Annotated in this window: 18 protein-coding genes; 13 read left to right on the forward strand and 5 right to left on the reverse strand. The window is 68.5% G+C overall.

Translation table 11 applies throughout. From position 1 onward, the window contains the following. The first annotated feature begins 15 nt into the window (after positions 1-15). Positions 16-1,980, forward strand: coding sequence for an ATP-dependent DNA helicase (locus ABD213_RS10100; protein ID WP_344327576.1), 1,965 nt, complete (start codon positions 16-18; stop codon positions 1,978-1,980). 51 nt (positions 1,981-2,031) lie between these two features. On the opposite strand, the gene lexA is transcribed toward ABD213_RS10100, so the two are convergent. Further along, complete coding sequence (gene lexA / locus ABD213_RS10105; protein WP_344327585.1) at positions 2,032-2,838, reverse strand: transcriptional repressor LexA; 807 nt, start codon at positions 2,836-2,838, stop codon at positions 2,032-2,034. A 305-nt stretch (positions 2,839-3,143) separates the two neighbouring features. Between lexA and ABD213_RS10110 the strand changes: the two genes are divergently transcribed. Beyond that, a complete protein-coding gene (locus tag ABD213_RS10110; RefSeq protein WP_344327588.1) occupies positions 3,144-3,530 on the forward strand; it encodes a LysM peptidoglycan-binding domain-containing protein in 387 nt (128 codons plus the stop codon). A 184-nt stretch (positions 3,531-3,714) separates the two neighbouring features. Continuing rightward, positions 3,715-4,416 (forward strand): type 1 glutamine amidotransferase, encoded by a 702-nt coding sequence (locus tag ABD213_RS10115; protein ID WP_344327592.1) that lies wholly within the window; start codon positions 3,715-3,717, stop codon positions 4,414-4,416. Between the two features lie 28 nt (positions 4,417-4,444). Here the strand turns inward: ABD213_RS10115 and ABD213_RS10120 are convergent, their stop codons facing one another. Together ABD213_RS10120 and ABD213_RS10125 are read right to left on the reverse strand one after the other, a co-directional pair. Further along, complete coding sequence (locus tag ABD213_RS10120; RefSeq protein ID WP_344327595.1) at positions 4,445-5,389, reverse strand: hypothetical protein; 945 nt, start codon at positions 5,387-5,389, stop codon at positions 4,445-4,447. Between the two features lie 414 nt (positions 5,390-5,803). Next, positions 5,804-8,110, reverse strand: coding sequence for a catalase (locus tag ABD213_RS10125; RefSeq protein WP_344327600.1), 2,307 nt, complete (start codon positions 8,108-8,110; stop codon positions 5,804-5,806). A 368-nt stretch (positions 8,111-8,478) separates the two neighbouring features. Here ABD213_RS10125 and nrdR point away from each other — a divergent pair, with 368 nt between their 5' ends. The 4 genes from nrdR to ABD213_RS10145 all read left to right on the forward strand — a co-directional run bounded on the left by nrdR (position 8,479) and on the right by ABD213_RS10145 (position 12,979). Next, positions 8,479-8,964: a transcriptional regulator NrdR gene (gene nrdR, locus ABD213_RS10130; protein WP_344327605.1), complete on the forward strand. Its 486-nt coding sequence runs from the start codon at positions 8,479-8,481 to the stop codon at positions 8,962-8,964. Between the two features lie 52 nt (positions 8,965-9,016). Beyond that, positions 9,017-11,947 (forward strand): vitamin B12-dependent ribonucleotide reductase, encoded by a 2,931-nt coding sequence (locus ABD213_RS10135; protein ID WP_344327610.1) that lies wholly within the window; start codon positions 9,017-9,019, stop codon positions 11,945-11,947. A 77-nt stretch (positions 11,948-12,024) separates the two neighbouring features. Continuing rightward, positions 12,025-12,456 carry a hypothetical protein gene (locus ABD213_RS10140; protein ID WP_344327614.1) on the forward strand — a complete coding sequence of 144 codons (432 nt, stop codon included), beginning with the start codon at positions 12,025-12,027 and terminating at the stop codon, positions 12,454-12,456. Between the two features lie 73 nt (positions 12,457-12,529). After that, positions 12,530-12,979 (forward strand): GIY-YIG nuclease family protein, encoded by a 450-nt coding sequence (locus ABD213_RS10145; protein WP_344327618.1) that lies wholly within the window; start codon positions 12,530-12,532, stop codon positions 12,977-12,979. Here the strand turns inward: ABD213_RS10145 and ABD213_RS10150 are convergent. Continuing rightward, complete coding sequence (locus ABD213_RS10150; RefSeq protein ID WP_425546050.1) at positions 12,976-13,557, reverse strand: IS5 family transposase; 582 nt, start codon at positions 13,555-13,557, stop codon at positions 12,976-12,978. The genes ABD213_RS10145 and ABD213_RS10150 overlap by 4 nt on opposite strands. Further along, positions 13,475-13,870 carry an IS5 family transposase gene (locus tag ABD213_RS15095; protein WP_425546051.1) on the reverse strand — a complete coding sequence of 132 codons (396 nt, stop codon included), beginning with the start codon at positions 13,868-13,870 and terminating at the stop codon, positions 13,475-13,477. Before ABD213_RS15095 ends, ABD213_RS10150 begins: the two co-directional genes overlap by 83 nt. 59 nt (positions 13,871-13,929) lie before the next feature. On the opposite strand from ABD213_RS15095, the gene ABD213_RS10155 reads away from it, so the two are divergent. From ABD213_RS10155 to ABD213_RS10180, 6 genes are all read left to right on the forward strand, one after another. Beyond that, entirely contained in the window at positions 13,930-14,565 is a 636-nt protein-coding gene (locus ABD213_RS10155; protein ID WP_344327622.1) for a hypothetical protein, read from the forward strand. A 34-nt stretch (positions 14,566-14,599) separates the two neighbouring features. Next, positions 14,600-15,049, forward strand: a complete 450-nt coding sequence (locus ABD213_RS10160) for a very short patch repair endonuclease (protein WP_344327625.1) — start codon at positions 14,600-14,602, stop codon at positions 15,047-15,049. 115 nt (positions 15,050-15,164) lie between these two features. After that, positions 15,165-16,940: a hypothetical protein gene (locus tag ABD213_RS10165; RefSeq protein WP_344327628.1), complete on the forward strand. Its 1,776-nt coding sequence runs from the start codon at positions 15,165-15,167 to the stop codon at positions 16,938-16,940. Further along, positions 16,937-17,932 (forward strand): hypothetical protein, encoded by a 996-nt coding sequence (locus tag ABD213_RS10170; protein WP_344327631.1) that lies wholly within the window; start codon positions 16,937-16,939, stop codon positions 17,930-17,932. The genes ABD213_RS10165 and ABD213_RS10170 overlap by 4 nt, the downstream gene beginning before the upstream one ends. Then, on the forward strand, positions 17,929-18,672 hold the full coding sequence (locus ABD213_RS10175; protein ID WP_344327634.1) for a DUF6339 family protein: 744 nt from the start codon (positions 17,929-17,931) through the stop codon (positions 18,670-18,672). The genes ABD213_RS10170 and ABD213_RS10175 overlap by 4 nt, the downstream gene beginning before the upstream one ends. Positions 18,673-18,681: 9 nt before the next feature. Beyond that, positions 18,682-19,992 carry a DNA cytosine methyltransferase gene (locus ABD213_RS10180; RefSeq protein ID WP_344327637.1) on the forward strand — a complete coding sequence of 437 codons (1,311 nt, stop codon included), beginning with the start codon at positions 18,682-18,684 and terminating at the stop codon, positions 19,990-19,992. The last annotated feature ends 45 nt before the right edge of the window (positions 19,993-20,037 follow it).

Genomic DNA, 20,037 nt, shown 5'->3' on the forward strand with positions numbered 1-20,037 from the left:
CCTAGGCTTCCGTGCATGCCTGAGCCGACGACTGCTCCGACCGTGCGGCCCACCGTGCGTACCGTCCTCGACGCCGCCGTCGACGCCGTCGGCGGCAGCGAACGGCCCGGCCAGGTGACGATGGCCGAGACCGTCGCGGAGGCGCTGGACCAGGAGCGACACCTGCTGGTGCAGGCGGGGACGGGCACCGGCAAGTCCCTCGGCTACCTCGTGCCGAGCATGCTGCACGGCGAGCGGGTCGTGATCGCGACGGCGACGCTCGCCCTGCAGCACCAGCTCATCGAGCGCGACATCCCCGCGCTGCGGTCGGCCGCTGCCTCGGTCGGTGCCGAGGTGCCGCACTGCGCGGTGGTCAAGGGCCGGGCCAACTACGCCTGCCTGCACCGGGTGCGCGAGGGCGTCCCGGACGACCAGGGGGTGCTCGTGGAGGTGCCCGAGGGCGAGCTGGGCGCGGAGGTCGTGACGCTGCGCCGCTGGGCCGAGGACCAGGCCGAGAAGGAGAGTGTCGGCGACCGCGACTCCGCCCCCGCGCACTCCGAGCGGGCGTGGCGCCAGATCAGCGTCAACCACCGCGAGTGTCTGGGCGCCACCCGCTGCTCCTACGCCGAGGAGTGCTTCGCCGAGCGTGCCCGCGACGACGCCGCGCAGGCCGACGTCGTCGTCACCAACCACGCGCTGCTGGCGATCGACGCGATCGACGGCGTCCCGATGTTGCCCGAGTACGACGCCGTGGTCGTCGACGAGGCCCACGAGCTGGCCGCGCGCGTCACGCAGGCTGCCACCGCGGAGCTCGACGCGGGCGCCGTCGAGCGCGCGGCGCGGCGCGCCCGCTCGCAGGTGCGGGGCGAACGTGCCGACCGTGCCGTCGACGACCTCACCGAGGCCGCCGACGCGCTCGGTGACGCGTTGAGCCACACGCAGGTGGGTCGGATCGAGCGAGCGGAGGAGGCGCTGTCCGAGGCCCTCGCGATGGTGCGCGACGCGGCCCGCAACGTGGTCTCCGCGCTGGTCAAGCCCGCCGACGAGAAGGACGGTGAGGACGCCGGCCGTCAGCAGGCCAAGGCGCAGCTGGAGGAGCTGCGCACGATCGCCGAGCGGATGGCTGCGGGCAAGGAGACGGAGGTGCTGTGGGTGGCAGAGACGCGCAGCGGCGCGCCGCTGCTGCGCATCGCGCCGATCGACGTCTCCCTCGCGCTGCGCGACCGACTGTTCGCCGAGAAGACCGTCGTGCTGACCTCGGCCACGCTGACCCTCGGCGGCGGGTTCGACCCGCTGGCGGTCTCGCTCGGCCTGCCTGCCGGGGACGAGGAGTCGTGGCGCGGCATCGACGTCGGCTCGCCCTTCGACTACGGCCGCCAGGGCATCCTCTACGTCGCCAAGCACCTGCCGGCTCCGGGCCGCGACGGGCTGCAGGAGGCGCAGCTGGACGAGATCGCCGCGCTCGTCGAGGCCGCCGGCGGACGCACCCTCGGGCTGTTCTCCTCGCGCCGGGCCGCCGAGGCCGCTGCCGCGGCGACGCGCGAGCGACTCCCGGACCTCGACATCTGGTGCCAGGGCGACGCGCAGCTGCCGGAGCTGGCGCGGCGATTCGCGGTGACGGACTCCACCTGCCTGTTCGGCACGTTGAGCCTGTGGCAGGGCGTCGACCTGCCGGGCTCGACGTGTCAGCTGGTGATCATCGACCGGGTGCCGTTCCCGCGCCCGGACGACCCACTCATGAGCGCCCGCCAGCGTCTGGTCGAGAAGCGCGGGGGCAACGGGTTCATGAGCGTCGCGGCGAGCCATGCCGCGCTGCTGCTGGCCCAGGGAGCCGGGCGGTTGATCCGCCGCGCCGACGACCGCGGGGTCGTGGCGGTCCTGGACCCCCGACTGGTCACCGCCCGGTACGGGTCGTTCCTGGCAGCGTCCCTGCCGCCGATGTGGCGCACCACCGACCGCGACGCCGTGCTCGGCGCGCTGCGACGACTCGACGAGTCCTGACGTCGCGGTCGGTGGGTCAGGGCTGACGCCCTGCGCTGGTCGGCCCCCGGGTCAGAGACGACGAAGGACCGCGGTGACCTTGCCCAAGATGGTGGCGTGGGTGCCGTCGATCGGGGAGTAGTTCTCGTTGTGCGGCATCAGCCAGGTGGCGCCGTCCTTGCGCTGGAACGTCTTGACGGTGGCCTCGCCGTCGAGCATGGCGGCCACGATCTCGCCGTTCTCGGCCATCGGCTGCTGGCGCACGACGACGAAGTCGCCCTCGCAGATCGCCGCGTCGATCATCGAGTCGCCCTGGACCTGCAGCAGGAACAGGGTGCCGTCGCCGACGATGGAGGCAGGAAGGGGAAGGACGTCCTCGACCCGCTCCTCGGCGAGGATCGGCCCGCCGGCGGCGATCGTGCCGACCATCGGGACGTACGTGGCGGCGGGGCGGGCGTCGCCGATGCCGGTGGAGTCGGCCTCGTCCTCCTCGGCCGGACCGAGCGTGCGACGGGCCTTGAGGACCTCGGGCAGGAAGATCTCCAGGGCACGCGGCCGGTTCGGGTCGCGCCGGACGTAGCCCAGACGCTCCAGGACGCGCAGCTGGTGCGCGACCGAGGACGTGCTGGCCAGGCCGACGGCGACACCGATCTCGCGCATGCTGGGCGGGTAGCCGTGCTTCTCGATCATCTCGCGCAGGAAGACGAGGATCTTCTGCTGCCGCTCGGTCAGGCCGGTCATCTCGTCGACCGGACCGTCGGGCAGCTCGCGCGGGGAGTTCTTGGAACCCTTCGGGCGGCCGCGGCGGGGTGCCTGGGCGGTCGTGCCCGCTGGCGTACCAGCCTCGGGGGAGTCGGAGGTCTTCGTGTCGTCGCTCATGTGATCACCGTAACGACCTCCACGGACAGATCCAAACATCTGTTCGATCGGCGTGTCGTGAACACGCCTCGCGAAACTTCTTGCGAAAAATTTCTGCCCGCGATTCCAGGCCTGATGGGGTCGATGTCGCTCCCGCGTTCGATTCGGGGCTGTTTTTGTCCGAGGTCTGTCGTAGTGTCGTACACGTGTTCGATCGAACGTCTGTTCCCCGTCGCACCACCCCGCGGCCCGGATCGAGTGACATCGCGGACCTCGGTCGGACACCTCACTCCACAGCACCCGTTCCCTTCCCCACGGAGGCACCCATGAGCACCATCACCCTCGCTCCCGGCCACTTCACCACTGCGCCCCGCACGTCGACGCGGCCCATCTCCTCGACCTCCGGCTCCGCCGGCGCGGTGCGCCTGACGCGTCGCGGTCGCCTCGTCGTGCTGGCAGCGGCCCTCGCCGTCATCGCCTTCGCCGTCGTGGCCCTCGGCCCGTCGGTCGTCGCCTCCGGTGAGCGGGGCGACGTCCCGGCCACCACGGTCGTGACGGTCCAGCCGGGCCAGACCCTCTGGCAGATCGCCGTCGAGGCCAACCCCACGGGCGACCCGCGCCGCACGGTCGACGACATCATGCGCATGAACGCGCTCTCCAGCGCCGGTGCCCTGCAGATGGGCCGCGAGCTCGCGGTGCCCGTCTACGAGTGAGGCACTCGAGAACGCTGTGAGGGGTGCGGCCCGAGCGGTCCGCACCCCTCACCGTGTCCGTTGTCGTGCGCGGATCGGGCTCTCTGTCGGGTTCACCTTTGCCGCCGCAGGCGTGACGTCCCCGCAGCCGGCGGTCCCGACCCTGCGCGCGTCGAGGCGACGAGCGGACGGGCATGATGACGCCATGCGCTTCCACGTCGTGGCCGACGACACCGATCGCGACGGCGGGTACGTCGTCGCTCGGCTGACCCAGCTCGGCTACCGCCCCGAGTGGCTCGACCGCGACGAGCTGCCGGTCTTCACCGATCTCGGCGAGTCGGCCCTCGTGCTGCTGCTCGGCTCCGAGCGCGGCGCCCACGAGCCTCGCTGGCAGGCGTCGGTCGAGGCCGAGGAGGCGCTCGTCCGTGCGGCGCTGCGCGCCGGCACCCCGGTGATGGGCATCTGCTTCGGCGCGCAGGTCCTCGCCCGCGCCCTCGGCGGCACCTCCTACCGGGGCGACGACCCCGAGGTGGGGTTCAAGCGGGTCGACACCGTCGACCCGGTCCTGTGCCCCGAGGGTCCCTGGGCGCAGTTCCACCGCGACGTCATGGTGCCGCCGCAGCAGGCCCGTGTCCTCGGCAGCAGCTGGTTCGGTCCGCAGTGCTTCACCGACGAGAGCCTCGGCACCCCGGCCATCGCGTGGCAGTTCCACCCTGAGGTGACGCCGCAGACCTATGCGCGGTGGGTCGACGAGGACGCCGACACCGTCCGACTGTCCGGCGCCGACCCGTCGCTGCTGAGGCGTCACGCCCTGCTGAGCGCGGGTCGTGCCGAGGCGTCGGCACACCAGCTCGTCGACGCCGCGCTGGCCTACCTGCGGGTGCGTCGGCCCTCACCGCAGACCTGAGGGCCACGTCGGCCGAGGACGCTCGCCCTCAGTCGCACGCCGCGGCGCGCAGGTCCGCCAGCGGTGTCATGGCGGTCAGTGCGGCGTCCTGCTCCTCGGATTCGACCTCCTCGAGAAAGCGCAGGTACTCCACGGCCGGCACTTCCTCCTCGGTAGGCCGCACGAAGCCGTCGGTGTAGAAGGCGCACTCGTCGGCGCCGACGAGGTCGGTGTCGACGAGCCACGTCTTCGGCGCGTCGATGCGGCCGAGGTCGTTCCCGCCGATGCCGATCGTGCGGCGCATGAGCACGATGCGCGGCTCGTCGACGTCACCGACGTAGTAGACCGCGTGCACCTCGAGCGTCACCAGCGGAGCGGGGGTGCCGGCGGCCTCGTCGGGGCTCCCTGCGTCGCCGGGCTCCTCGTCCGGGTCGACGTCCTCGGCAGCGGCCTCGGTGACCTGCCAGTCCGCGCTCACCACGACGGGCAGCTCGACCGGTTGGGCCTCGGCGTCGAAGAGGGAGACGAACAGCTGTGCGGTCGGAGGGCCGTCGGCGAGCAGCGGACTGGTCTCGACCTGCTCGGCGAAGGTGGGCCCGCCGATGCCGAGGTGGGTGCGTTGCACCTCGCTGGTCGGGCTCTCGGCCCACAGCGTCCGGTTGGTGAAGGCGTCGACGGCGAGGGCCCGGACGGTGTCGGCGGCGGTGCGCACGTCGACGGGGTCCATGCCCTCGGGCACGTCGGGCAGCTCGAGGCCACGCAGGCTGATGGCGTCGAGCTCGGTGATGCGCTGCAGGGCGTCGCCGGTGGGCTCGTCGGCGTCCTCGGCCTCGGCCGGGGTGGGCACCTCCTCCGGAACGTCCGTGCCGCCGCCGGTGCAACCGGCCAGCACGAGCACGCCCACGGCGAGACCCGCCGCACCACGACGCAGGACGCTCGCAGCGAACGGCGACGCGGTGTCTGCGGCATCGCGTGCACGGGACCAGGGGGACACGGGCCGGGGCATGGCGACCTTCCGTCGGGATCGGGACGAACCAGGATCCTAGCAACGGGGCCGCGACGCCCCCGAGGGCGCGAACCGGGGCGCGGCGCTGACGTCGGCACCGTTCGCCTGATGGCGAGGTCGACCAGCCAGGCGACGCCGAAGCGGTCGTCGAGCCGGCCGAGCTCGTCGCCCCAGGGCGCCGGGCCGAGCGGGACGACGACGTCGGCACCCTCGGCGAGCCCGTCCCAGTACTCGCGGATCCGCTCGTCGTCGCCGCTGAGGGAGACGTTAATCGACGTGCCGGTCACCGGGTCCGGCGCCTCCGGTGGGGTGTCGGAGGCCATGGTGCGCCCGGCCCGTTTCGGTGGGACGTCCCGCGAGGGCCCGGATCCGTCCTGACCTCGGGCCCTCGCGGTTCGCGGCTCACAGCGCCGGCGGCGGGAACCGCTCCCACACCCGGTGCCCGGCCAGCACGCCGATCAGGGTGTCCACGGACTGCGCGCCGTCGTCGCCGATGACGACGCCCGCGCCGCTGGGGTTCAGTCCGGCGGCGGCGAGGACCGCTTCGGCCTGCCCCCAGCCACCGATGGCCTTGGCGTGGCGGTGCATCTCCCCGAGCAGCAGGGCCATGCGCGGGTCGAGGCGCTGGGCCTGGGGGCCGGTTCCCGCACCGTCGGCCGGCGGTGGAGCGCCGGCCTCCGCGTCGAGCGCCTGCACGGCGTCCGGTCCGGGCGGGAGCGGTCCGGCGACGAGGACCGCGTCGAGCTCGATCGAGCGAACGGTCGTGTACGTGCGCTGGACGGCCATCGGCTCGCCGTCGCCGTCGTCGAGCACGCCGCCGCGGTCGCTGACGACCAGCGGCACCATGCCGGCGTCGGCCACGGCGTCGCGGGCGGCGCGGACGCCCTCGAGCGATCCGCCGGAGTCGACGAGGATGCCGACGAGGCGACCGTCGACGGGCCAGGCGCCGCCGACCTGCGACAGCGCCGGGCTCGGCTCGGGCTGCTCGAGCGCGCCGGTGGTCGGCGGCTCCAGGCCGAGACCGTTGGCGACGGTCAGGCACAGGTCGGTGTCGATGTTCGCCAGCGTGCGCAGCGCCCGTTCCTTGATCGCCTGCTCGTAGCACTTGCCCAGCTCGAAGGTGTACGCCTGCGCGATGTGGGTGCGCTCGACGGGCGTCATGCTCAGGTAGAACTGCCGCGGCTGGGTGTAGTGGTCGTCGAAGGAGATCGCCGCCGTCGGCGACGTCGGGTCGGCGCGCACCTTGGCCGCCTCCGGCACCGTCACCGGCGCCTCGACGTAGCGGCTGACGTCCTCCCCGGCGATGAACGGGCACCCGCCGTCGAGCGTGTTCGGCCGGTACGGCGCGACGCCCTCGTGCACGGCGTGCTGGTGGAACCCGTCGCGCTGCATGTCGTTGACCGGCGCGTGCGGGCGGTTGATGGGGATCTGCGCGAAGTTCGGCCCACCCAGGCGCGTCAGCTGTGTGTCGAGGTAGGAGAAGTTGCGCGCCGCGAGCAGCGGGTCGTCAGTGATGTCGATGCCGGGCACGAGGTGGCCGGTGTGGAAGGCGACCTGCTCGGTCTCGGCGAAGTAGTTCGTCGGGTTGTGGGTCAGCGTCAGCGTGCCGATCGGCTGCACGGGGGCGAGCTCTTCGGGCACGATCTTGGTGGGGTCGAGCAGGTCGATGCCCTCGAACGTCTGCTCGGGGGTGTCGGGGAAGGTTTGGATCCCGAGGTCCCACTGCGGGTGCGCGCCGGACTCGATGGCGTCGGCGAGGTCGCGACGGTGGAAGTCGGGGTCGACGCCGGCGGCCATCTGCGCCTCCTCCCACGTCAGGGAGTGCACGCCGAGGCGCGGCTTCCAGTGGAACTTGACCAGCGTCGTGGTGCCGTCGGCGGCGACGAGGCGGAACGTGTGGACGCCGAAGCCCTCCATCATCCGGTACGAGCGCGGGATGCCGCGGTCGGACATGTTCCAGATGGTGTGGTGGGTGGCCTCGGTGTGCAGGGAGACGAAGTCCCAGAACGTGTCGTGCGCGCTCTGTGCCTGCGGGATCTCGCGGTCAGGGTGCGGCTTGCCGGCGTGGATGACGTCGGGGAACTTGATGCCGTCCTGGATGAAGAACACGGGAATGTTGTTGCCGACGAGGTCGAAGGTGCCGTCGGCGGTGTAGAACTTCGTGGCGAAGCCGCGGGTGTCGCGGACGGTGTCCGCGGAGCCACGCGAGCCGAGGACGGTGGAGAAGCGCACGAACACCGGCGTCTCGACGCCCTCGGCGAGGAACCCGGCGCTGGTGACGCTGCTCGCCGCACCGTTGGCGACGAACGTGCCGTGGGCGGCGGCCCCGCGGGCGTGGACGACGCGCTCGGGGATGCGCTCGTGGTCGAAGTGCATGACCTTCTCGCGCAGGTGGTGGTCCTGCAGCAGCGTCGGGCCGCGGGCGCCGGCGCGCAGGGAGTGATCGGTCGAGGAGACGCGCACGCCCTGGGCAGTGGTGACGTAGGCGCCCTGCTGAGCACGGTCGTCGCTCGGTCCGCCGGTCGCCGAGCGGGCGTCGGGCGCCTGCTGGTCGGGCTTGCGGGGGAGCGGGTCGTGCGGCTCGGTCGGCTCCTCCAGCGGCGGCGGCACGGGGCCGGGTCGGCCCGGCGGGGTGTCGGGGGTGAGGGCGTCCTGGACGGACTCCACGGCCTTGGCGGCGGTCTCCTGCAGCTTCTTGCGGACGGTCATGACGACTTCTGCGGCGCGACGGAACGGACCGCGCAGGCGTACCCGGGCCACGGAGTCGCAAACAGGACCGCGCGAGCCGTCGAGACGCGGTCGACGCGCTCGGGAGGGCGTGCGCCACGCCGTCGCGAGGGTGGTTTCACGGGCCTCGGTCGCCCCTGACCTGCGCAAACGCGGGGCCGTCCAGAAATGTCAGCACGAAGCATCAGACTCGCTTGCGTGGGCACGTCACGAGGCATACGGTAGCCACTACATCTAGTGCTTACACGGTTGTAGTTCTCCACATGTAGGTGCACAAGATGATCCACCTCATCCACAGGAATCGACGGAATCCACACCGTCGTCCCGACGTTTTCCCAAGGGAGGGACCCATGCACTGCCCGTTCTGCAAGCACACCGACACCAAGGTGCTGGACTCCCGCCTGGCCGACGAAGGCGGGGCCATCCGGCGCCGTCGCTCGTGCGTCTCCTGCGAGAAGAGGTTCACCACGATCGAGCAGATGCAGCTCACCGTGGTCAAGCGCTCCGGCGCCACCGAGCCGTTCACGCGCGAGAAGGCCGTCGCCGGCGTCCGCAAGGCCTGCAAGGGCCGACCGGTCTCCGAGGACGACCTCGCGTGCCTGGGCCAGCAGGTCGAGGACGCGCTGCGCGCCTCCGGCCAGGCCGAGGTGCCGGCGCACGAGGTCGGGCTCGCGGTCCTGGAGCCCCTCAAGGCGCTCGACGAGGTCGCATACCTGCGCTTCGCCAGCGTCTACAAGGCGTTCGACTCCGTCGACGACTTCGCCGCCGAGATCGCCCGGCTCATGACGCGGGCGGCCGACGGCGAGCTTGCCGAGGAACGCGCCCGCACCACCTGATCCCCATCTTCTTCACACATCAGCAGCACCCACCGCGAAACAGGAGCACGTCATGACGGAGACAGTCGGCGGCGCACAGCGCTCGGCCACCAGCAAGAGCGGCGCCAAGAAGGCGACCGGCAAGGGCGCGCGCCTGTCCATCGAGCGCGTGTTCACCACCGAGGGCGTGCACCCGTACGACGCCGTCACGTGGGAGCGTCGCGACGTCGTCCAGACCAACTGGAAGACCGGCGAGACCGTCTTCGAGCAGCGTGGCGTGGAGTTCCCCGACTTCTGGAGCGTCAACGCCTCCACCATCGTCACCACCAAGTACTTCCGTGGCGCCGTCGGCACCGAGCAGCGCGAGTCCAGCCTCAAGCAGCTGCTCGACCGCGTCGTGCTCACCTACGTCAAGGCCGGTCGCGAGCACGGGTACTTCGCCTCCGAGACCGACGCGGAGATCTTCGAGCACGAGCTGACGTTCATGCTCCTGCACCAGTACTTCAGCTTCAACAGCCCCGTCTGGTTCAACGTCGGCACCTCCAGCCCTCAGCAGGTCAGTGCATGCTTCATCCTCGCGGTGGATGACTCCATGGACTCGATCCTGAACTGGTACCGCGAGGAGGGCCTGATCTTCAAGGGCGGCTCCGGCGCGGGCCTGAACCTCTCGCGGATCCGTTCGTCCAAGGAGCTGCTGCGCTCCTCCGGTGGCACCGCCTCCGGCCCGGTCTCCTTCATGCGCGGCGCGGACGCGTCGGCCGGCACCATCAAGTCCGGCGGCGCCACGCGTCGCGCGGCCAAGATGGTCGTGCTCGACGTCGACCACCCCGACATCGTGGAGTTCGTCGAGACCAAGGAGAAGGAGGAGGAGAAGATCCGCGTGCTGCGCGACGCGGGCTTCGACATGGACCTCGGCGGTGACGACATCACCTCCGTGCAGTACCAGAACGCCAACAACTCCGTCCGCGTGAGCGACGAGTTCATGCGCGCGGTCGAGGAGAACACCTCCTTCGGCCTGCGCGGTCGCACCACCGGCGAGGTCATCGAGGAGATCGACGCGAACGAGCTGTGGGGCAAGATGGCCCAGGCCGCGTGGGCGTGCGCCGATCCCGGCATCCAGTACGACTCCACGATCAACGACTGGCACACCACGCCGGAGACGGGCCGCATCACGGCCTCGAACCCGTGCAGCGAGTACATGCACCTGGACAACTCCAGCTGCAACCTCGCCAGCCTGAACCTGCTGAAGTTCTTGGCCGACGACGGCTCGTTCAAGGTCACGGAGTTCGTCAAGGCGGTGGAGTTCATCATCACCGCGATGGACATCTCCATCTGCTTCGCCGACTTCCCGACCGACCCGATCGGCGAGACCACCCGCGCCTACCGCCAGCTGGGCATCGGCTACGCCAACCTCGGCGCGCTGCTGATGGCCTCGGGCCTGGCGTACGACTCCGACGGCGGCCGCGCGCTGGCCGCGTCGATCACGTCGCTGATGACGGGCACGTCCTACCGTCGCTCGGCGGAGATGGCCGGCGTCGTGGGCGCCTACGACGGGTTCGCCCAGAACGCCGCCCCGCACACGCGCATCATGCGCAAGCACCTGGCGGCCAACGACGACATCCGCACCATGCACGCCATGGACATCGCGGTGCACCGCGAGGCCACCAAGCAGTGGGCCGAGAACCTGAAGATCGGTGAGAAGAACGGCTGGCGCAACGCCCAGGCGTCGGTGCTGGCTCCCACTGGCACGATCGGCTTCATGATGGACTGCGACACCACCGGCATCGAGCCTGACTTCTCGCTGGTCAAGTTCAAGAAGCTCGTCGGTGGCGGCTCGATGCAGGTCGTCAACCAGACGGTCCCGTCGGCGCTGAAGAAGCTCGGCTACACCGGCGAGACGATCGAGGCGATCATGGAGTTCATCGCCGAGAACGGTCACGTCGTCGACGCCCCGGGCCTCAAGCCCGAGCACTACGAGGTCTTCGACTGCGCGGTGGGGGAGCGGGCCATCAAGCCGATGGGCCACGTGCGGATGATGGCGGCGGCCCAGCCGTTCCTGTCCGGCGCGATCTCCAAGACGGTCAACATGCCCGAGTCGTCCACGGTCGAGGAGATCGCCGACGTCTACTTCCAGGGCTGGAAGCTCGGCCTGAAGGCGCTCGCGGTCTACCGCGACAACTGCAAGGTCGGTCAGCCGCTGTCGAGCCAGAAGAGCCAGGACGACAAGACGTCGGCCGCGGCGTCGGCGGCTGCCGGCGAGGCTGAGGTCAAGACGGTCGTGGTGGAGAAGCCCATCCGTCGTCGTCTGCCGAAGTCGCGCCAGTCGATCACGACGAGCTTCAGCGTCGGCGGCGCCGAGGGCTACATGACCTCCGGTGCGCACGAGAACGGCGAGCTGGGCGAGATCTTCCTCAAGCTCGGCAAGCAGGGCTCGACGCTCTCGGGCGTCATGGACGCCTTCTCCATCGCGGTGTCGATCGGCCTGCAGTACGGCGTGCCCCTGGAGACCTACGTCTCCAAGTTCACGAACCTGCAGTTCGAGCCGTCGGGCCTGACCGACGACTCCGACGTGCGGATGAGCAAGTCGATCATGGACTACGTCTTCCGCCGCCTGGCGCTGGACTACCTCGACTTCGACACCCGCTCCGCGCTCGGCATCTACTCCGCCGACGAGCGTCAGCGCTACCTCGACACCGGCTCCCACCAGCCCGTCTCCAAGGGCTCGACGGCCGCCGAGCTCGTCGAGTCCGCCCCGGAGTCGCTGAAGGAGCAGGCCGCAGCCGAAGTGACCACCCAGGCCGACGTCGCCCCGGCAGCGTCGGAGCTCCAGGTCGAGACGGCCAAGCCCGCCCCGTCGGAGGCCCACACCTCCGCGGAGCTGCTCGAGCAGATCACCGGCTCGGCGGTCGACTCCCCACTGTGCATGACCTGCGGCACCAAGATGCGCCCGGCCGGCTCCTGCCACGTCTGCGAGGGCTGCGGAAGCACCAGCGGCTGCAGCTGATCCAGCGGGAACGGCCGGGCACTGCGGTGCCCGGCCCTTCCAGCTCCGCACCACCACAACGTCGAAAGAAGGCACGGATGTCGTCGCACACCTCCTGCACGCAAGATCACTGCCGACGTGGCGACGGCGCCTACTGCCCGACGGCGGAACAGCTGCCCGCGGAGGTCATCGCGCAACGACAGGCGCTCCTCGATGCTCGCGATGCTGCCGAGCAGAAGTTGCTGGACTTCGAGGCCAAACAGGCGTTCGCAGCGCTGCAAGGCTCATCGCTCGACGTGGGCTCGATGCGCATCGCGTACGGGTTCGAGGGCGAGGGGCTAGTACCGGTGGAAAGCACGGCGTCCCACCCGTCTGGGCGGCCACTGTCCGATGCTGAGATCGACGACGCCTACTCGTTGGTCGCTCCACTCGTGAGCGAGGAGGCAAGCCATATCGCGTGGCGCCGGAGCCGCTTTGGTAGGGAGCACGATGCTGTCGTAGTCCGACCCGTGATGGATGACGTCGAGTGAGATCCGTGCGCGAGGGAGACTGCGCCAGCGCAAGGGTGATCGGGGAGATGGGCGTTTCCGAAGGCGAGAGGCGATGCTGATCGGCGCGTACGGGATCGGCTGCGACCTTGGGGTCTACGAGTGGAACCGTGTCGCAGGTCGCCGTCTGCTTGGGTGGAGCGCCGGTCGTGGGGACGCACGCTCGCTCGCGGACTTCTCGGCGGGACGAGGCGTCTACGCTCTCTATCAAGACAACGCCCTCTACTACGTCGGAAAGACGTTGGGTTACGGGCGGTTCACCGGACGCTCGTCTGACCATGCCAAGGCTTCCAAGAGCCGGCACCACGCAAACTGGAACAGTTTCTCATGGTTCTCCTTCGACCAGCCGATGGATCAGCCCGGCGCGGACGGCATCCACGCGCTCGACGGCACGTGGAATCAATATGACCTCTACGTCGAAGAGGCCGTGGGCGGACTCGAAGCGATACTCTCATCAGCCTCTTGTCGCCGGCAGGAAATGTTCGCGTGGAGAAGCACGGCCTAGGGCATGTCTGATAAATGCCTGGTCCAAGCGATGACGGCGTTGAGCACGACGGCGGCGCGGTAGGTGAGAGCGTGTTTGTCGTAGCGGGTCGCCAGGCCTCGCCATTGCTTCAGGTCGCAGTAGCGTCGTTCGATCACGTTGCGGCCTCGGTAGGTGTCAGCGTCGAAGTTCGGTGGCCGGCCGCCTGCTGAGCCCCGCCGCAGGCGGTGGCCCTTCTGATCGTCGGGGACGGGGATCACTGCGATGATCTTGCGGTCGCGCAGGTGGGCGCGGATCGCTCGGGAGGAGTAGGCCTTGTGCCCGCGGACCAGATCGGGGCGGGTCCGCGGCCTTCCGGCCGCGCGGGCGACTTTCAGGTGCTCCATCAGCGGCAGGAACATCGGTGAGTCGCCGGCCTGTCCCGCGGTCAGCAGCACCACCAGTGGCAGCCCGTTGCCGTCCACGAGCTGATGGACCTTGGTGCTCAAACCACCGCGAGAACGCCCGATCGCATGGTCAGGCGGCTCGATGCCCGGTTTCGTGTAATTCGACCCAGCCCCCCGTGTGGCGGGTGACGTTCGTGGCGTGTTGATGCGCACGCGCGATCGTCGAGTCGACCGACACGGCCCAGTCCACCATGCCCGCGGAGTCGGCGGCCGCGGTCAGCTTGGCCAGCACGGTGTCCCACGTGCCGTCACCGGCCATCCGGCGATGCCACGTCCACACCGTCTGCCACGGACCGAACACCTCAGGAAGATCACGCCACGCGATCCCGGTCCGATACCGGTAGACGATCGCCTCGACCATCAGCCGGGCATTGGCGAACGGGCGACCCTGCCGCCCCGTCCGCTGTGGCAGCAACTCCTCGATCAGCGACCACTGGGCATCAGAGAGCATCTGGAAACGGGACACACCCCAACCCTCGACGACCAGACCGACGATCTTTGTCAGACACGCCCTAGGTTGTCGTCATGACCACCGCCGACATCGCCTTCGAGGATCTCGCGGGAAGTGACCTGGTGCCAGGGTGCACGTATCGCGGGGGAACGAAAGGACACCAAGGAGACGATCCCCTTCATCCACTGCTCGGTGTAGGCAATGCGGGCGGTTTTCGAGCGTGGGGCAGAGGGCGCGCACGCTACGCGGCCCTCTTCTCCACCGGAGTGGAGACGGAATGGCCTGACCGCTTCGTGGACAAGGGGAGTCGGTTCGTCTACTACGGCGACCAGCGCAGGCCAGGGCTGTCCGTGTTGGATACTCCGAGGGGCGGCAACCGACTGCTTGCTCGCGTCTTCGACCTGGCAGCCGAGGGTGGCGTCGACGACCGAGCGATGATCCCGCCCTTCTTCCTCTTCACGAAGACCGGCACCGGACGGGACATGATTTTCCACGGTCTCGCGGTTCCTTCGCTGATCGATGGGAGTGGGCTCCTCGAGACGACGCGCGATTTCGGCAAGGGCGCCGTCTCCAACTTCGAAGCCACCTTCGACGTCCTTCGTCCGCGGATCATCGGCCGCGGCTGGATCGATGCCCTCCGCCTGGACGAGCCTTTGTCCGACCACGGGCCGGCCGAATGGTTCAAGTGGCTGGTGCTTGGGCATGCGTGAGAGCCAGATTCGGCGAGCTTCAGAGGATCGCGCGATGAGCTGGGCCTCGTCGTCGAACAGCCGCGCGATCATGCGGGCGAATCGGGGGCGGGACACGAAGCCGGAGCTCGCTGTCCGAAGACTGCTCCATGCCAGAGGTCTGCGCTACAGAGTCGACGCCCGGCCCTTGGAGCAGCTCAATCGACGTGCCGACATCGTCTTCCGCCGGGAGATGGTCGCCATCTTCATCGACGGGTGCTACTGGCACGGCTGCCTGACGCACCACACGGTGTCGAAGTCCAATGCCGCCTATTGGTCGACGAAGGTCAGCGACAATCGGAACCGAGATGCGGACACGAATCTGAGACTAGTGCAGGCTGGCTGGACCATCTTCCGTGCCTGGGAGCACGAAGACGTCCAGGCCGTGGCCGAGTCGATCGAGGACATCGTCCGACATCGTCGAATCGATCCCACTGCTGCACCCATCACTCGTCTAGGGTCGTGAGCGCTTCTTCGATCCGAGGGGGAGTCGACAGGAAGGTAGTTGCGGCGTGAATGACATGGCAGTCGGATGGAATTGGCTCCTATCCAACCCCAAGGGTGGCGTCGACGGAAGCGCGATGGGGAAGCTCTTCAAGAACTCCGGCGAGGTCGCCGATACGGCGCAGCTCGCTCGCGAGACCATCCAGAACTCATGGGATGCGGCGAAGGCACATCGCGAGAAGCATCCCGACGTGCGCTTCAAGATGCGCTTCCGCTTCGTGGAGGTCGACGGTCCCGATCGGCAGGAGTTGATCGACGCTCTGGACCTTGATGCGCTTGCGGAACGGCGTGCGGCCTTCGACAAGCCACCTGTCCAGGAGGGAACGATCCTCGACGCTCTGGAAGATGACGATCGACCCCTGCGGCTGCTGTTCGTCGAGGACTACGGCACCCACGGGCTCCATGGGCACCCGGATCTCGGCATGAAGAGTCATCTCTTTCTCGCGCTCTACTACATCGGAGGATCGAACAAGACTGTCGGAGCCGGGGGTTCGTACGGATTCGGCAAGAGCGCGCTCGAACGCGCCAGCAGGATCCATTCCGTCGTGGCTCATTCGACCTTCGAACCTCGAGAGGACCCGCACGACGACGTGACGAATCGACTGGTCGGCTTCACGTGGTGGCCGGGGCACACCGAGGGGGATCAGTCGTTCGAGGGGCGCGCGCAGTTCGGCGTCTCGGACGGCAATGGGGCCCAGCCGGTCGCGGCCGGCGACGCGATCGACGTGGCTGACCGCCTGGGGTTCAGTCGCCGCAACCATGCCGACCCCGACGATCTCGGGACATCCTTCATGGTGATCGATCCTGCGATCGATCCGAAGGAGCTCATGGAAGAGGTCGAGAAGTGGTGGTGGCCGGCATTGCACGAGCACTCGTTCGAGGTCGACATCGTCGACTTCGATGGCTCCACGCTCGTCCCCCGACCTGCCAACAACGACTTCGTTGCACAGTTCCTTCCTGCTTACCGCATCGCGATCGGTCAAGATCTCGCTGCAGACTCGGACAAGGCTCGGCGGCCGTCCGAGAATTGGCGGGTGCGCGGCGAGGGATCGGAGGACCTAGGTGACCTCGGATTGATCGTCGCTGATCGACCTCTGCGCGAGGACGGCTCCGACGGCGAAGGCGAGGCGCTCATCGCCCTCATGAGGAGCCCGCGCATGGTGATCAGGTACCTGAAGGTCGGCAGGAACCGGGTGTCGCTGCGCGGTGCCTTCGTCGCTTCGGACGCTTCGAACGAGCTGCTCCGGCAGACCGAGCCAGCGCTGCACGAGACGTGGTCCACGAACTTCAGCGCCGATGTGCCGCGAGCCGCGACGCAGAAGGCGCGACGCATCCTCGACCGCATCCGATCCTCGGTCAGGAAGATGGCGGAGGAGGTGGCACCACCTCCGCCGAAGGACCATCGATCCTTGACGCACTTCTCGAAGCTGATGACGGGATTCTTCGGCGACAAGAAGGGACCGCACCCCGCGCCCCCGGCTGGCGGGGAGCCGATCAGCCTGAAGCTGACGAAGCGGCCCCAGCCGTCGATCGAGGACGATTCGACGGTGACGCTCAGCGCCGCCTTCGACGTCGGAGTCTTGGACTCGGCACCTGACGATGCCTGCCGCGTGAAGGTCGGGTGCAAGCTCCACATCCAGGAGGATGACCGCGCCGGCACGCGATGGCCGGTCGAACTCAGATTTCTCGGCGATCCGAGCAACTTCTCGCAGAACGACGAAGGGGACTGGGAAGGTGACATCGTGAAGGGAGCCGCCTTCCCCTTCGCAGTGGTGAGCGCTCCGTACTCGAACACCTGGACGACACGCTTGGTGCCGACCGTCGAGCGAACGAGCGACTGGAGGTCGGCATGAGCAGTGTCCGCTCCGAGAAGTACGTCATTCGTCCATTCAACGGGCTCGATGCGGCGGAGAACGTCCTCGAGGACCTCGTGCTACGGATCGATGATCTGGAACACGAGCCGGGATCGATCGTCGTCGATGCGCCCACGCTCGCCTCGGCGAAGATGGCCCTGCGGCTCCCGTCGGGCAGCGACCTCGGGGACGCTGTCGACTCGACGCCGCTGGGCTCGGCTGACTGTGGTCTGGTCGTCGTGGCGCGGGCGCTCAGCAATCGGTGGTCCCACGTCGTGCTCCGCGACTACGTTCGCCATCTCGACCTCGACGGGGACTTCGAGATCGACCGGGATGCCGACAGGCTCGTCTTCGCGGATGCCGGCGGCTTCGTGATCACGGTCGCGATCGTGCTCCTTCACGAGCTGCAGCCCGAGCCACTGCGCCCGAACTCTCCGGGCACGTGGTTGGCGCGGCGAGACTTCAGAGTCGTTCCCGAACGCGCAGAATTCAGCTTCAGTCCAGATGAGCTGACCGATGAGCTCAGGAAGCAGTTCTCTCTTCCGTCGAATGCCCCCAGCTTCGTCCACGTCGACATCGATCAGATGATCGGTGCCGACGACGTCTCGGAAGCTGTCAGCGTCTATCTCGACAGCTCGATCTTGCGGCTCCTCCAGCAATCGCAGACCGACCCGCTTGCGCTCCAGATCCAGTCGGAGCTGGCTGTCACCACGATGGCCGCCGTCGCTCGCGGTGGACTCGCTGCGATGGCCGAGAGTCTCGACTACGAGCCAGGGGCTCCCGACGTGGAGGACTATCCGGCGATCGCGAGCTTCTACGCTCAACTCACGAGAAGACTGGGGCGTCAATCCATGAGTGCTCTGCTTGACTTGATCCGAGATCCGGATGCCTTCGCCGCGCACCTTCGCGCAGCGTTCGACGTCAAGAAGCACACGCTCGCAGCGTTGAAGTCGACGCCTGCTGGAGCATCCGCCGAGGAGGAGCTCACGTGAGGTATCCGACGGTGACCGCCCGCGAGGCCGCCCGCTACGTCGAGGGCCGCCGCGACGGCCGCATCGCTGCGCGAACCAAGCCCGAGATCGCCTGGGTGGGCACCGGAAAGGAGTTCGACGACGTCATCGAGGGCGCAGTCGAGCACCTCTTGGACGATTGGAAGGCCGAGAAGGAGTCTGTCGGCAAGTCGGGGCAGAAGAAGGATGCGCTGGAGGGACGTCTTGCGGTCGACCTCTATCAGAAGCTCCAGGGTCTCCCCGCCGAGATCCTCACCGACCGCGGATTCTGGCGCTACCTCGCCGTCCACGGGCTATTCGACTTCGTCCAGTGGCGCGACGGCGAGACATGTCGCTTGGTGAGCTTCGGCGCTGGGAGTGCCAACTCCTGGGACTGTGTGCCGCATCGGATGTTCAATAGGGCCCTCATCGCGCGTGCGGCGGCCGCGGAGGACGCGAGCGACCCCTTCTGGGGTGCGCTCGTCGCCGGTACCGACTTGTGGCGAAGCCATGTTCTCCGGGTCTTGATCGGAAACGCGCCCTTGCTCGTGAACGAGATCCTCGCGGACTCGCTGGCAGGGGAGATGCCGTCTGGAGTGTTGAGAGACACCATCAAGCGACTGCAGCGAACCCGTGCGAATGTCGTCTTCGAGGTCCTCGACCGCGGAGAGTGCCGTAAGCTGATCGACGAACATCGGTCGGCAGCCGTGTCGGCGCTCGAAGCGGCCAAGGTGACCGAATAGGATCTATGCGTGCTCGAGATTCCTGAACAGGCTGTCCCGTCGATCCAGCTCGAGCACGCCATCGAGGGTGATCTGGTCAAGCGTCGCCTCGAAGTCGATCAAAGGCGCATCGAGACGACACGGCCTCGTCCGTCCGGCTCCTTCGACGATCCCTTTGCCGACTGGTGGGAGTCGTTCCTCGGCGAACGACGTCGGCGGCCTGACCGCTCCCGCGAGCCTGTGAGGTACGTCGATCTCTTCTCTTCCGTCGGGGGACTATCTCTCGGCGCCACCGAAGCGATCGAGTCCCTGGGCATGAGAGCCGTCCCGCTCCTAGCGGCCGATGTCGACGGCGATGCGCTGTCCGTCTACGCCCAGAACCTGCAGCCTCGCCAGACACTGACCGAGTCGATCTCAGGCCTCGTCGACTACCGAGTCTCCGGCGTGGGAGAGAGGGCTCGGTTCGCGTACGAACCGTCGATCACGGATTCGCGCCTCGCCGACATCTCGGGGACCATTGATCTCGTCCTTGCGGGTCCGCCGTGTCAGGGCCACTCCTCGCTCAACAATCATTCGCGGCATGACGATCCGAAGAACCTCCTCTATCTCACGGTTCCGGCCGTCGTGGTCGCGACGCAGGCGCGCCATGTCGTGATCGAGAACGTTCCCAACGTGGTCGCCGACAAGCATGGGGTGGTGCAGACGACCATCGCCCTTCTGCGCGGGGCCGGTTATCGCGTGACGACGGGAACCATCGCTGCCCATCGCCTCGGCTGGCCGCAGACTCGTCGACGCTTCTTCATCGCAGCGTCACTCGATGAGGAACCCATCGACCTGAAGTCGCTCGAGAGGCAGCAACAGCGCGACGCGTTGCCCGTGAGCTGGTTGCTGCGCCCCCTCCTCGATCGGGCGAATGACGTCGACCTGATGCACTCCGTTCCAACGCTGAGCGCCGAGAATCGTCGGCGAGTGCAGTACCTGTTCGACAACAATCTCTGGAATCTCCCCAACGAGGTCCGTCCGGACTGTCACAAGGACGGCACCACCTATGGAGCCAGCTACGGACGCATGGACTGGGACAGCCCTGCCCCCACCATCACCGGCGGTTTCCTGACGCCCGGCCGCGGCCGGTTCATCCACCCGCTTCGCCATCGTGTCCTCACCCCCCGCGAGGCGGCTCGGGTCCAGGGCTTCCCGGATTGGTACGACTTCATGCTCGACGGCGATGGCACGTCGCGGACGCAGCTTGGCCGATGGATCGGCAACGCGGTGCCGACGATCCTCGGATCTACGGCGGTCCTCGCCGCGCTTGGCGGTCGAAAGGCTGATCCGTTGGCGTAAGGGGTCGACTCGGTCCAGATGGCTCGAAGGGGCCATTTCCAGCGG

The organism is Aeromicrobium halocynthiae (assembly GCF_039531385.1).
Taxonomy (GTDB): domain Bacteria; phylum Actinomycetota; class Actinomycetes; order Propionibacteriales; family Nocardioidaceae; genus Aeromicrobium; species Aeromicrobium halocynthiae.